Source organism: Flavobacterium maritimum (assembly GCF_040049085.1).
Classification (GTDB): Bacteria; Bacteroidota; Bacteroidia; order Flavobacteriales; family Flavobacteriaceae; genus Flavobacterium; species Flavobacterium maritimum.
In genome coordinates, this window is sequence record NZ_JBDLZY010000003.1 from 180279 (window position 1) to 192959 (window position 12681).

12 protein-coding genes are annotated in these 12681 nt (G+C 29.2%); 6 read left to right on the plus strand and 6 right to left on the minus strand.

Features of this window, described 5'->3' with window-relative positions; genetic code table 11:
- Positions 1-405 precede the first annotated feature (405 nt).
- From ABEB23_RS08085 to ABEB23_RS08095, 3 genes are read left to right on the plus strand one after another with little or no spacing between them, the layout of a single operon-like run.
- A complete protein-coding gene (locus ABEB23_RS08085; protein WP_348812035.1) occupies positions 406-1047 on the plus strand; it encodes a lipopolysaccharide biosynthesis protein in 642 nt (213 codons plus the stop codon).
- Positions 1028-1765, plus strand: a complete 738-nt coding sequence (locus tag ABEB23_RS08090; RefSeq protein ID WP_348812036.1) for an FkbM family methyltransferase — start codon at positions 1028-1030, stop codon at positions 1763-1765. Before ABEB23_RS08085 ends, ABEB23_RS08090 begins: the two co-directional genes overlap by 20 nt.
- A 13-nt stretch (positions 1766-1778) precedes the next feature.
- Entirely contained in the window at positions 1779-2945 is a 1167-nt protein-coding gene (locus ABEB23_RS08095; RefSeq protein WP_348812037.1) for an O-antigen ligase family protein, read from the plus strand.
- Between the two features lie 110 nt (positions 2946-3055).
- Here ABEB23_RS08095 and ABEB23_RS08100 read toward each other — a convergent pair whose 3' ends face one another.
- Positions 3056-4147 (minus strand): glycosyltransferase family 4 protein, encoded by a 1092-nt coding sequence (locus ABEB23_RS08100; RefSeq protein WP_348812038.1) that lies wholly within the window; start codon positions 4145-4147, stop codon positions 3056-3058.
- A 63-nt stretch (positions 4148-4210) separates the two neighbouring features.
- Positions 4211-4741 carry a hypothetical protein gene (locus ABEB23_RS08105; protein ID WP_348812039.1) on the minus strand — a complete coding sequence of 177 codons (531 nt, stop codon included), beginning with the start codon at positions 4739-4741 and terminating at the stop codon, positions 4211-4213.
- A 119-nt stretch (positions 4742-4860) separates the two neighbouring features.
- Here ABEB23_RS08105 and ABEB23_RS08110 point away from each other — a divergent pair, with 119 nt between their 5' ends.
- Together ABEB23_RS08110 and ABEB23_RS08115 are read left to right on the plus strand one after the other, a co-directional pair.
- Positions 4861-6096 carry a glycosyltransferase family 4 protein gene (locus tag ABEB23_RS08110; RefSeq protein ID WP_348812040.1) on the plus strand — a complete coding sequence of 412 codons (1236 nt, stop codon included), beginning with the start codon at positions 4861-4863 and terminating at the stop codon, positions 6094-6096.
- Positions 6093-7346: an O-antigen ligase family protein gene (locus tag ABEB23_RS08115; protein WP_348812041.1), complete on the plus strand. Its 1254-nt coding sequence runs from the start codon at positions 6093-6095 to the stop codon at positions 7344-7346. Before ABEB23_RS08110 ends, ABEB23_RS08115 begins: the two co-directional genes overlap by 4 nt.
- A 67-nt stretch (positions 7347-7413) precedes the next feature.
- Here the strand turns inward: ABEB23_RS08115 and ABEB23_RS08120 are convergent, their stop codons facing one another.
- Genes ABEB23_RS08120 through ABEB23_RS08135 form a run of 4 tightly spaced genes read right to left on the minus strand, consistent with a single transcriptional unit; the run spans position 7414 to position 12156 of the window.
- A complete protein-coding gene (locus ABEB23_RS08120) occupies positions 7414-8403 on the minus strand; it encodes a hypothetical protein (protein WP_348812042.1) in 990 nt (329 codons plus the stop codon).
- 10 nt (positions 8404-8413) lie between these two features.
- Positions 8414-10093, minus strand: coding sequence for a DUF6909 family protein (locus ABEB23_RS08125; RefSeq protein WP_348812043.1), 1680 nt, complete (start codon positions 10091-10093; stop codon positions 8414-8416).
- Between the two features lie 35 nt (positions 10094-10128).
- Positions 10129-11628, minus strand: a complete 1500-nt coding sequence (locus tag ABEB23_RS08130) for a GH3 auxin-responsive promoter family protein (RefSeq protein WP_348812044.1) — start codon at positions 11626-11628, stop codon at positions 10129-10131.
- A gap of 36 nt (positions 11629-11664) precedes the next feature.
- Positions 11665-12156: a peptidase gene (locus ABEB23_RS08135; RefSeq protein ID WP_348812045.1), complete on the minus strand. Its 492-nt coding sequence runs from the start codon at positions 12154-12156 to the stop codon at positions 11665-11667.
- A gap of 213 nt (positions 12157-12369) precedes the next feature.
- On the opposite strand from ABEB23_RS08135, the gene ABEB23_RS08140 reads away from it, so the two are divergent.
- On the plus strand, positions 12370-12546 hold the full coding sequence (locus tag ABEB23_RS08140) for a Sec-independent protein translocase subunit TatA/TatB (protein WP_348812330.1): 177 nt from the start codon (positions 12370-12372) through the stop codon (positions 12544-12546).
- Positions 12547-12681: the final 135 nt, after the last annotated feature.

Sequence of the window (12681 nt, forward strand, 5' to 3'; positions counted from 1 at the left end):
ACTGCATTGTTAATATTTATACTATTTGTTATTATATTTCTAATTTTTGATATTCAATCATTATTAAATATTCCATTTGAATCGTCCTTTGTTACCAAATTATTTCTCCTGAATATTTTCTTTTTTTGTGTTAATTTCATATTAAACACTCATAAAGCATTATTTATCAGTGTTCATAAAGGTAAATTTGCTGAGCAATCAATTGCTGCTAATCAAATTGTTTTTCTTTTATTTTTAACAATTCCTTTACTTTTCTTTCCGTCATTAAAAGAGGAATCAAAGCTGTATTTGATAAGCTGTATAAATGGAATTGTTTGTTTAATAATCAATATTTTATATACTTTATATTTTTTTAAAACTGAAAAAATTAGCCTTTTTACTAAAGAAAAAACACCCCAAAAACACTTGAATAACATATATCGTTTAGGTTTTAAATACATGGTTATTCAAATTGGTACTTTATTTTTATTTTCATCAGACAATTATATTTTAGCTTTCTTTTTTGGACCAAGGGATATTGTCCCTTATGAAATTGTTTCGAAATATTTTCAATTTCCTCTGATGATATTAACTGCTGGGATGGCCCCACTTTGGTCTTTGTTTGCAAAACATTATTTAGAAAAAAATCAATTTTGGTTAAACATGAGTTTTAGAAAATTTAATTATTTATATATTTTATTTTTAATTGGAATGATATTATATGTTGTAATTGCAGCTCCAATAATGAAACTTTGGATTTCTAAAGATTTTGTTGTTTCTCCTTTTTTATTGGTCGTTGTTTCGATACTGACCTCCTTACGAATCTTGACAACTTTTTATAGCTATTTTTTTAATGGAATTGGTAATCTAAGAAGTTATTTATTACTTTTAGCGACAAGTGTTCTATTAAAAATACCATTGTCTTATTTCTTTATAAAATTAGATTTTGGTGTTTCTAGTGTCGCATTATCCTCAATAATTTGTCTTTTAATCTGGAGTATAGTTCAGCCTATAGAAGCCTATAAAATTGTTTCAAACATAAAAAAACATGAACAAATTTATCTATAAAAACAAAAGTACATTACTAAAACTTAAACGCTTTTTTAATTCCTTTTTCAGAATTGAAATCATAAAATATCCAACAGATGAACTTGCAAGAAGAATTGCGTTGATAAATCATCATAATATAAATGTCATTATTGATATTGGTGCTAATATTGGACAATATGGTGCAGAAATGAGAAACCTAGGTTTCAAAGGAGAAATTATTTCTTTTGAACCAATGAAAAAAGCATTTAACATATTAGAAAAAATTGCGTCAAAAGATCTTAATTGGAAAGTTTATAATTACTCTATCGGAGAAAGAGACGGCCAAACCACTATAAACATAGCTAAAAACTCAGTTAGCAGCTCTCTTCTTGATAATCTTCCGCAACTAGTTGAAAGTGCTCCACAAGCAAAATTTGTAGAAAAAGAAACAATAAAAATACAAAAACTAGATAGTGTTTTTGATAGTTTTAATTTAAAAGGGAAGAATATCTATTTAAAAATCGATACTCAAGGATATGAAGAAATGGTATTACTTGGTGCAGAAAAATCGCTAAAATCTATCAAAGGAGTTCAAATAGAAATGTCTTTTATTTCGTCTTATAAAGGGGCAATGACTTTTGAAATGATGAAAAATAAATTAAACGAATTGGATTTCGAATTACTCGCATTAGAAAATGGTTTCTATGACAAAAAAACAGGAAAGCAACTAGAAATAGATGGTATTTTTTATAAATAAGTAATTTATTACAATGAAAATTTCAATAAAGAAATACCTCCTTTACTCCTCTGTATTTGCAATATTTACAGAGGCCTTTTTTTTTAATTTCATCATTGACTGGAAATTACTCTACTTAATAATAATTATAAATTATTTTTTATTAATCAAGATAAAAAAAATCACTTTAAACCTTTATTTCGCAGCATTAATTTTATTCTTTTTTATACATGGTATTTTAACCTACACCATTATTTCGATTCCATATAACTTTATGTTATCTCAAATTATTGGGATAACAATTATAGGAACATATTATTACAATTTTATTCCTCTTTATAAAAAAGAAGAAATCATAAACGTGTACCTAAAAATCGCTTTAATTGTAGCAATTATAGGCTACCCTCTTTACTTTTTAAACATTAATTTAAACGATGGTCGCTTACAAAGTATTTTTAAAGAACCTGCTCATTATGTTATTGTAGTAATTCCAGCTTGTTATTATTATCTAAACGTAAAAAACTATGTCAATTTTGCAATCATTTTTGGCACTTTAATATTGTCTAATTCTTCTTTAGGATATATTGGTTGTGGACTTATGTTTATTATTCCTAATTTAACATTAAGAAGAATTGGAGCTCTTCTAGGATTAATACCTATCGTTATTGCTGTTTTTTTCTTTGTATACAACGAATTTCCTTTTTTTAAGCTACGTGTTGATGATACTTATAACTCTTTGAATGTGATTAATACCGGAAAATTTGATGAGGACACTAATTTAAGTTCTTATGTCTTGATAAGTAATTTATATATAGCTAAAAAAAACATCACTGATCATCCTTTTGGAAGTGGTATCGGTAGTCATCATTATATGCATACCAATAGATATTTAAAAGAAATGAGACCTCCCAAATATCTTAGAAAGCAAAAAAAAGAAACTGATAATTCTTTTGATGCTAATTCGTTATTTACAAGAATTTGTTCAGAATTTGGAATTTTAGGTTTTATTCTGTTACTATATGCAATATACAAATCATCAAAATGTTTCAAATCAAATGAATTGTTCTTCGCTCAAGGAATTTTTATTTATTTTTTATTGAAACTTTTTAGAGACGGAACCTATTTCCCTCCAGAATTTTTTCTATTTATTTGGTTATTTTATTTCTCTTATAAAGAGAATATAAATGCAAAAGTTCAATAAAGATATTGTTATCATTATTGTTAAACTCATTTTAAAACCGGAATTAGCGACATATTTATCTATGTTGTTTCATAGTTTTAGATTATGTGTGATTTTAGCAACAAAAACAATTAATAGACCTCTTTATAAAAATCATATGTTTCTTTACAGCATTTATCCCAACTAAATTTTTCAGCTTGAAGAAACCCTTTACCCACTATTTCTTTTCTAAAATTTACTTCGAATAATTCAAGCAGTGCTTTTTTAAATAGCCCAACATTTAACTCCTTAAATAAAATTGCAGCATCACCCGAGACTTCAATAATGGAAGAATTTCGTAATGCCAATACTGGACATCCTGCTTTCATAGCCTCTACAATGGGAATACCAAAACCTTCATAACTCGAAGGGTATATAAGTGCATGTGCAAAATTATAAAGTATATTTAAATCTGAATTGTTTACATCACTTACAACTGAAATTCTTTTTAAACTTTCTTTGTCAAATAAATTTAACTCATTCGTAGTCAAATTAGTACCAACTATAACAAGATTAATATCGGATACCTCTTTTAAAAGTTTAATTACAAAAGAAAAATTCTTGTAATTTATTCTACTTCCCACATAAAGGATATAAGGACTCTCTATTTCTAAAGAATTTAAATACTTTACCGATGAAGAACGTTCCTCATCAATTGGATAATAATCACCGCTTACGCCATTATGAATAATTTCAACTTTTTGATTCTTATCAGGAGCACAGAATTTTTTTAAATCATTATAAGTGTTTTCTGAAATACAGATTATTCCTTTGGATCTTTTAATACAACTATATTTCATTTTATTATGAACAAGTCTTTTAAAAAAACTTGAATAATAATTATGAGTAAAATCATGAACAGTGGTTATTTCTGAGAAAAAATCACTGCCAGATAAGGGTCTATAATAACTTGAATGATATAAAAAATAATCTTTAGTCTTTATTTCAACCGAAGATAGTTTTCTCTTTATTGAAGACTTTGTAAAAGAATTATTAAGAATAATTTTATTCTCTGGGATAGAAAGCTGATTTCTATGAAAATTTAATTTAGAATTAGATTCCTCATAAAAAGATACTTCGTCCAGTTCCTTTTGTAGAAGAAATTGTGATAATTCAAACCAATAATTAGAAACACCTCCTTGGGTAACGCTTGAATAAATTATATTATCTAAGGTTATGTTCATAATAAAAAAAAAGACATTCTAAAATGTCTTTAAATAAGTTTTTAAATAATACTAAAGCAGTAATTACATTTCTGTAAGTTTAGACTCCAGCTCTTGATTTCCTAATATTCTAGGTATATAACTGTCTTTTATTGTATTAAACTTAAATCCTTTTAATTTGTCATCCCAAGAGACATTTTCATTAAAATTTAAATATTTTGAGAATTCTACCTGTTGAATGTCAAAATAATTTTCGTTTCTTTTTATTCTAAACTTATTTAACAATACCGTTTCTTGGCTTGGATTGTTACTTAAATTGATTCTGAAGTTCTCAAGAATAACTTCCCCTGGTAATTTAATAGTAACGTTTTGAATCAAGTCTGAACCAATAATTGCTTGTTTAATTGCTTGTTCATCCGTGCATTCGAAACCATTTTGCGTATAATAAAAAACTATAGAGTCGTTTTTTTTATAAACTCCATCAATAATTACCGAAAAATTGCCTTTATCAGCAACCACTTCTTCATTGCTTATTTTTATATTTTCTTTTTTCTTATCTCCTCCACAAGAAAGCAATGAAATACTGCTTAAAAACAATAAAACTATTTTTTCCATTTTTTTTTTAGATTTTAGTTTTGCAAATGTATTATTTTTTTAATTATTTTTTTAATGTTTTTTAAATAGTAAAATTCTTCGAAAAGCATATATTTACATTTTAAATGAGCCGGTGCTTAATGACTAAAAATAAATCTATTACTGTAATAACAGCTTTTTTTTACCCTGAGGATACTGCTATAGGACTATACACAACTCAGTTTTCTCGGTTCCTTGTAGAAAGAGGGTATCAGGTTACAATTATTACTGGTTTTCCCAATTATCCTCAATGGAAAATTTATGAAAATTACAAGAACCTTCCTTGTTATTATTCTGAAACAACTGATAATTTAGAAATTATTCGATACAAACAATACATTCCTGAAACTGTTAATTTTAAAGGAAGAATTTTGATGATGTTTGATCTGTTTTATGGAACATTTGTAAACTTACGAAAAATTAAAAGCACCGATTTAGTTATTTGTATTGTTCCGTTTACGATTTCTATTTTACCTGCTCTTTTTTTATCAAAAATAAAAAAAGCAAAACTTTGGATACATATCCAGGACTTTGAGTTTGATTTAGCTTTAGATTCAGGAATAGTAAAAAACAATAATTTACTTTTTAAACTTTTTAAAAATCTTATTACGTCCTTTGAAAAAAAAATGTTGAATTCGGCCAATATTGTTAGTACTATTAGCTTAAGCATGATGAATAAAATTAGAGAAAAATCGATTAAAATAGAATCATTTTATTTTCCAAATTGGGTTTCATCGGAAAAAATTAATCCAGAAATCAGTTCAAAACATTCCATAATAAATCCATATAAATTCACCATGTTATACTCTGGTAATATTGGCGAGAAACAAGATTGGGATTTTTTAAAAAATTTGTGTTGTTTAATAAATCCTGAAGAAAATATTGAAATTGTAATTGTAGGTGATGGCGGCTTTAAAAATACTTTAAAGGAAAAATTAAAATCATTCCTCTTTGTTAAATATTTTGATCCTGTCCCTTATGAAGAACTTAACAATTTGCTCTGTTCAGCTGATCTTCATTTTTTATTTCAAAAGAAAGAAGTAATTAATACTATTATGCCTTCTAAAATTCTTGGAATGATGGCTAGTAAAAGACCTTCTATTATCTCCGGAAATGAAAATTCTGAAGTTTTAACTATTATAAATCAATCTGGAGGTGGTATTTATTTCACTGGAGATGACGTTATCCCAGTTTACAAAACAATTTTAGAGTTAAAAAACAATTCAAAACTTTCCGAGGATATTGGACAAAAGGCCAGAAATTATGTTTTAAACACCTATTCCGAGAATCAAATCATGGAAGATTTCAGTAACAAAATAAAAAGTGTTTTATTATGAAAAATGTGACTTTAAAATTATTTCCTGTTTTACTGTCGTTTCTATTTACCTTTCCCATCCTCAAGGAGAGTCTGTCAAGTTTTGTTGTAATCCTTGTTTGTCTTAACACCATAATCTATAAAATTTCAGTTAAAGATTATCGTTTTTTAGAACCCAAAACAATCCTGCTCACCATCCCATTTTGGATTATTTTAATAAATTCTATTTTTTCAACTAATTTTCAAAAAAGTATTCCCCATATTCAACATGCTCTTTTTTTTCTAATTATTCCTATTTTCTTTTCACTAATTCCAAAGGAATTCTTTAATACTCAAAAAATAAATTTATACATAACTGTCTTAAAAATCACTTGTTTACTAATAGCAATAATTTATGTTATTAGTTTCTTTATTAATTTTTCTATAGGGGAATTCTTTGTTGTTTTTCAAAATGTCTCTAGCTTCAGAAACTATATCTATTATAATTTTAATCTTTTTAGAATACATCCAACTTATTATACGACACTTTTAATTTTATGTTCGGCCCATTCTTTCGAGTTAGTTTTAAAAGAAAAAAAATATACTGAACTCATATACATAATTTGCTTTTTACTAATTTCCTTTTTGCTATTAACCAGACTTAACATCGTATTGCTAGTTGCGGTACTAATCATAATGTTATTATCAATCGGTAAAATAGAGATTAAGAAAAAGCTATTTTTTTTAGGAACATTAATTTTATTTGCCGCTTCGCTTTCGTTACTGACTCCTGGAATTAAAGACCGATTTGTCGAACTTTATCAAAGTTACAATAAACCTCCGGTAAACGTTAATTACGATTCAACGAATATCAGAAAAGCAATTTTTGATTGTTCTATTGGTATATCTAAAGAAAATTTACTCTATGGTGTTGGTTTCGAAAATCTTCAGACAAAACTAAATGAATGTTATGGGAAAAATTATGAATCAAGTTTTTATGAATCACATAATTACTTGACACATAATTATTATTTCTACATACTTGTTTCAAGCGGTGTTATAGGATTGTTTTTCTTTGTGATCTATTTATTATTAATAATCAAAACTTGCTTAAAAACAAATTTATTCCTCTTTTATGTTTTTCTTTTTGATGCTATGATAGTGTGTTTTATAGAAGATTATTTATATAGACAGTATGGTGTTTTATATTTTAATTTACTATTAATATGCTTTATTCAATATTATAAAAACATCCCTCCAAAAGTTTTATCTCAACCAGAAAATTCCTTTTAAGAATTTTTCTCAAAGGATTTTAAAAAATTAATCCAAGGATTAATGTTACAATTTCTTCTATAAATTATTATCGTTTTTTTTGTAATTTCAAAGAGTTCTTTTTATAAAAAGCAATAAAAAAACGAATAAAAATGAAAATGAAAATAAACAAAATTGGCAAAACTAATTTTAATTTTCCATTGACCGAGTGTGTACTCTTAACATTTAATGTTATACTATTGTCCTTCACAATTTTATCTAAACCTACTAATTTAACCCTATGATTCCCTTGTTCGATAATTAAACCATCTTTAGTTTTAATAACATCATTAAGTTGTGTATTTTCATTATAATAAACCAGTTTGTCACTTTTTTGTGAGCCGTTTATCTTATTCGAAAATCCATTTAAAACTCCATTTATTTGTGAGATAATTGTATCGTTTTGAATCATCTTGATTTTAATATTATTTAAAATCTCTTTCTGAATTTTCTTATAGTAATCCGTGTCGTTTAAAAAATTTAACAACGGTTGCACAGATTCTTTTTCACTGATTAATTCATTTGTTGAAAAAGATATGGCATGAAATGGATAGTTTTTACTTGTCAAATTATTTTCGATAATTTTTTTAATATCCTCATTTTCAGCCATCAACTTGATTAATTCAAAATTTTCCGGTTTACTCTCAATAAATTTATAAACATCTGTTATGGGTTCAATCCCAAATTTATTGATCTTTTTCGATCCTTTTATACCAACAATCTCTCTTAAAAAAACAGTATCCCCTTCTTCAATTTTGGATTCAATTAGATTAATTTTTGCGTACAAATAATCTGTGCTTCCAAAGTTTGGTTGAACTATAATCTGATGATTGTAGTTTTTTTGCGTTTTATCCAAATACAATCCTATACCTATTCCTACTACTAATAAAATTGAAACAATAATTTTATTTTTTATAAAAAACAGTAACCCTAAAAAGATTCTCTCAGAAATCCAATCGAAAAAACTACCTATATTTCTAGAAATTTGTGACAAATCAACCTCCTGATCCTCTAGGTTATGGGGTACATTTTTGTTCATTCTGCTGTTGTTATTTAACATTAAAAATTTGTTCCAATATTTTAATCGTAATCAAATAAGTAGGTTTTACACCTGTCGTACCCAATCCGCCTGAAGCCAATGTGCTTCCCGTTTCCAATGGATTATCAGATGCATAATACGCGTATCTTACTTTTACATCGTGGGGAACACTTTTTCTTATTTTTGAAGCTGACTGAATCGCTTTTTGATAATAGGAACCTTCCATTTCCAGTCCTATAACTCCCCAGGTTGATTCGTGGAAAAACTTTAATAAATCCCTATTTTGCAAGGATGTTCCCAAAACCGTAACCATGGGTCCGGCAAAAACCGTAATGTCATTTCCTTCAAACATCTCTGCAGTCAGTTCATTCTCAAAATAATAATTATCGGCAGTTCCTTCATTGATATGGGCATTCGGAATCATGATATCGCCTTTTCCTCCTTCGAGAATTCCTGCTTTTCCCATAATAGAAACCGACTGTACATTTAAAAGGGTTTCTTTTTTATATGGTTTCAATAATTCATCAATGGTTTCATATGCCTGCTCACCAAAAGCATAATCCATTACAATTAGTACTGGCTTTTCATTTCCGGTATTTGCCTTTGGAAAGGCCGTTTTGGCCCAGTCTATTTTGGCCGTATCAAAAATCTGAACATCAATATTAGTTCCCGATGTGTCCGGTAAGGAAATCATTCCGTGCTTTAAAGCCACTTCTTCCACCTGCTTACGAACTTCATCGGCACCGGACTTGCTCAACTCTTCATAAATAAAGAAATCGGATTTTTCTTTAAAGTTCGATTTTAAAACCGGAGTTGCAAAAATTGAATTCATCACACTGTGCATATTCGCACTTATTACATGGATTGGTCGGCCAAGAAGACGATTCTCTTTCAAAACCTCTTTGATGTTGGTTGCCCAAATTTCACCATGTATATGATGTCCCAAGCGCTCTCTCAAGATAGGACTAAACGTAATGGTTCGTTTATTATTGTCAACTATCTCCTCTATTGCCAGTTTTCCTAACCAAAAAATGATGTGCAAAAAACGATCTGGTACATTTGTAGAACCAAAGGCATCATAAATATCCAATACTTCTTCAAACGTTCTTCCCAAAATATTTGCGGCATGGGAAATTGCTTTTTCTTTCTCTATCTGTGACAGTTTCTTGTTTTGGGAAACAGCTTGTTCTAATTTGTACCAATCTCTGGAAACTTCCCCACCATCATCCAGTAAAACCCTGTTTCTAATTTTGTGTGATTCAATGAAGATAAACGTCAAATGTGTCAAAATATCATAAATATCCGAACGGCCGCGAGTAATTTCCACGTTCATTTGTTCTTCGTCTATACGGTAACAATTGCGTCTTCTTTTTGGCGGAACAATCGCTTGAAAATGCGATTTCGAATAACCTTCGTCAGAAGTTAAATTAATGAATCTGCATTCCTCAATTCCTGTAGGAAGACGTTCAATCACATATAAAAGTCCGTTTAATTCGACTTTTTCCTCTGCAATATTCCCATAAATTTCAGGTCGTAAGGCCATTAATGCCTCTCTCAAAGTATCGCCCGAAATCCCCATAGGTTTATAAAATCCTCTATTGAACAAATGACGCATCGTAATGTACATTTTTTCAATCGCGGCAGAGGATTCCTGCGCCCTGGATCTTGATATATTTTTAGTCTCTTTCATTATTTTTTATTTTCTGAATCTCAAATATAGACGTTTTATTTTTTGCTTAATAAATCCACTATTTTTCTGTCGTTAGAGAGTCTCGGGATTTTATTTTGTCCGCCCAGTTTACCAATTGATTTCATATAGTCCTGAAAGCCGTTTTTAGCGACCTTTGTAATAACCACTTTTCGCAGTACATGACCCACAATCAAATCATCATAATACATGTTTTGTTTTCGCATAGCAGTGTCTATCGCTTCCGCAAAAATTACGCTGTCTTCCGGTTCATTTTCAAACTCAATAAACCATTCATGATAAGGCAATCCATCAGATGGGTTAATTTGAGGTGCCACCGTAAATTCATTGATTCGAATATTGGTTCCGATTATTGCTTCTTGTAAAGCGCTTTCCACTTCTTTTCCGATGACATGTTCTCCAAAAGCAGAAATATAATGTTTGATTCTTCCCGATACGATTATTCGGTAGGGTTTTAAACTGGTAAATTGAACCGTGTCACCAATATTGTAACCCCAAAGTCCCGCATTGGTAGAAATAATCAACACATAATTCACACCCAATTCCACTTCACCAATAGTATAACGTCTTGGTCCCGCACCATCTGGATCAGTGAAGAATTCATCACTTTTTATAAATTCATAGAAAATTCCACTGTTCAAAAGCAGCAACATTCCCTTTTCTTTTTGAGAATCCTGATAAGCAAAAAATCCTTCCGAAGCAGGGAACAATTCAATACTGTCCACCTTTCTACCTATCAAATTTTCAAATTTGGCACGATACGGTTCATAATTCACTCCTCCGTAAATAAACAATTTGAAGTTTTTGAATATTTCACCCACTGGCTTCCCTCCTTTTTTCTGCAATTTTTCAAAATACATTTGCACCCAGGACGGAATTCCGGAAATCACCCTCATGTCTTTATCGAAGGTTTCTTCAACGATCGCATTTACTTTGGTTTCCCAATCTTCGATACAATTGATTTCCCAGGAAGGCATTCTATTTTTCTGCAAATATTTAGGGACAAAATGAGCCACAATCCCAGATAATCGACCTAGTTTCACTCCATTTTTTTCTTCTAAAATTGGACTGCCTTGCAGAAAAATCATTTTTCCATCCACAAAATCTGCATTACCGGTTTCATGAATGTAATGCAAAATCGCATTTCTTGCCGCTTCAATATGGTACGGCATGGATTCCTTTGTCAATGGAATGTATTTGGCTCCAGAAGTAGTGCCCGAAGTTTTAGCAAAATATAGGGGTTTCCCTTTCCAAAGAATATTTTCTGAACCTTTTACCACCTGATCAACATAAGGCTTCAAATCTTCATAATCCCTAACAGGTACATTCTTTGAAAAATCAGCAACTGCTTTGATTTGATCAAAATGGTGGTCAATTCCAAATTGCGTATTCTTTGCTTCTTTTATTAACTCTAAAAAAACTTTGTTTTGGGTTTTAACGGGTTCGTTAGCCCAAACTTGTGTTTTATTGTAAATTTTTTGTGCGAATAATTTAGCAGCAATTGATTTTATTGACATTTTTTTTCTTTAAAAAGATTTAAAAAACAGAGGTTTTTATTTTGTTTTCTTTGAAGACTGGTTTTTTTCTTCCTTTTCCACTTGCTCTCTCAATTTGAGTTCTTCTTCTGAGGCAGACAAATCTATTTCGGCCGGAACTTCTTCTGCTGTTGAAAGAATAGAATCTTTATTAAATTTCGCAAATTCTAACTCACCCATAAGGACTTTTTTAATCGACTGAATATAGGCTTCATTTTTCTTCAATGCTCGCGACAAAGAATCTGATTTTAAGGCCAATTCTGTTGCGTCCCTTTTTAATTTTGAAGATGAATAACCTGGTATAAACTCTCTTAAGGGAGTAAACGCTATAATAAAAGTAGTGACGATTGTAATAATTATTGCTCCTAGACTGGCGAACACAAAAACATTCATCAAAGTAAGTTTCAAAGAAAAAGTTTCTTCAAAAGTATCTTCGTTAAGTATTATCAAACGCCTTTTGCTGAATAAATTTTCTTTGAGTTTTTGGCGTTTCAATCGTTTATCGGACATAATTTTTGATTATTCAACAAATATAACAATTATTGTCATTGATTGTATTCCCTTGTTTTTGTGCGGTTATTTATGGTTTACATCTCTTTTTAATAAATTTTTAACGCTTTTGAAACCAAATAAATGAATCAAAATGAGTTTCCATATACTAATTCTATATACCTTTGCCACCGAGTTTATTACAAATTAGCTTCGGCAATAAATTATTCAATCATGGGAAGATTAGGTGTTACAGAAATCCTTATTATATTGGCAGTTGTATTATTACTTTTTGGAGGTAAAAAAATTCCGGAACTAATGAAAGGTTTAGGAAGCGGAATCAAAGAATTCAAAAACGCAGCCAAAGACGAAAAACCAGCTGATAAGAAAGAAGAAGAAGAAACGAAATAGGAAATTAGAAAGTATTAAAAAACCCAAGCTAAATAGCTTGGGTTTTTTTTTATATCTACTTTTAAGTTAGGAATTGATTATTTCTTAAAAAACATACTTTAAACAGTAAAAAAAAATCATCTATTGTTATAAAAT

Bases quoted from the DNA above. Each gene is read 5' to 3' on its own strand.
- ABEB23_RS08090 (WP_348812036.1), top strand. From the start codon at position 1,028: ATGAACAAATTTATCTATAAAAACAAAAGTACATTACTAAAACTTAAA.
- ABEB23_RS08095 (WP_348812037.1), top strand. From the start codon at position 1,779: ATGAAAATTTCAATAAAGAAATACCTCCTTTACTCCTCTGTATTTGCA.
- ABEB23_RS08100 (WP_348812038.1), bottom strand. From the start codon at position 4,147: ATGAACATAACCTTAGATAATATAATTTATTCAAGCGTTACCCAAGGA.
- ABEB23_RS08105 (WP_348812039.1), bottom strand. From the start codon at position 4,741: ATGGAAAAAATAGTTTTATTGTTTTTAAGCAGTATTTCATTGCTTTCT.
- ABEB23_RS08110 (WP_348812040.1), top strand. From the start codon at position 4,861: ATGACTAAAAATAAATCTATTACTGTAATAACAGCTTTTTTTTACCCT.
- ABEB23_RS08115 (WP_348812041.1), top strand. From the start codon at position 6,093: ATGAAAAATGTGACTTTAAAATTATTTCCTGTTTTACTGTCGTTTCTA.
- ABEB23_RS08120 (WP_348812042.1), bottom strand. From the start codon at position 8,403: ATGAACAAAAATGTACCCCATAACCTAGAGGATCAGGAGGTTGATTTG.
- ABEB23_RS08125 (WP_348812043.1), bottom strand. From the start codon at position 10,093: ATGAAAGAGACTAAAAATATATCAAGATCCAGGGCGCAGGAATCCTCT.
- ABEB23_RS08130 (WP_348812044.1), bottom strand. From the start codon at position 11,628: ATGTCAATAAAATCAATTGCTGCTAAATTATTCGCACAAAAAATTTAC.
- ABEB23_RS08135 (WP_348812045.1), bottom strand. From the start codon at position 12,156: ATGTCCGATAAACGATTGAAACGCCAAAAACTCAAAGAAAATTTATTC.
- ABEB23_RS08140 (WP_348812330.1), top strand. From the start codon at position 12,370: ATGGGAAGATTAGGTGTTACAGAAATCCTTATTATATTGGCAGTTGTA.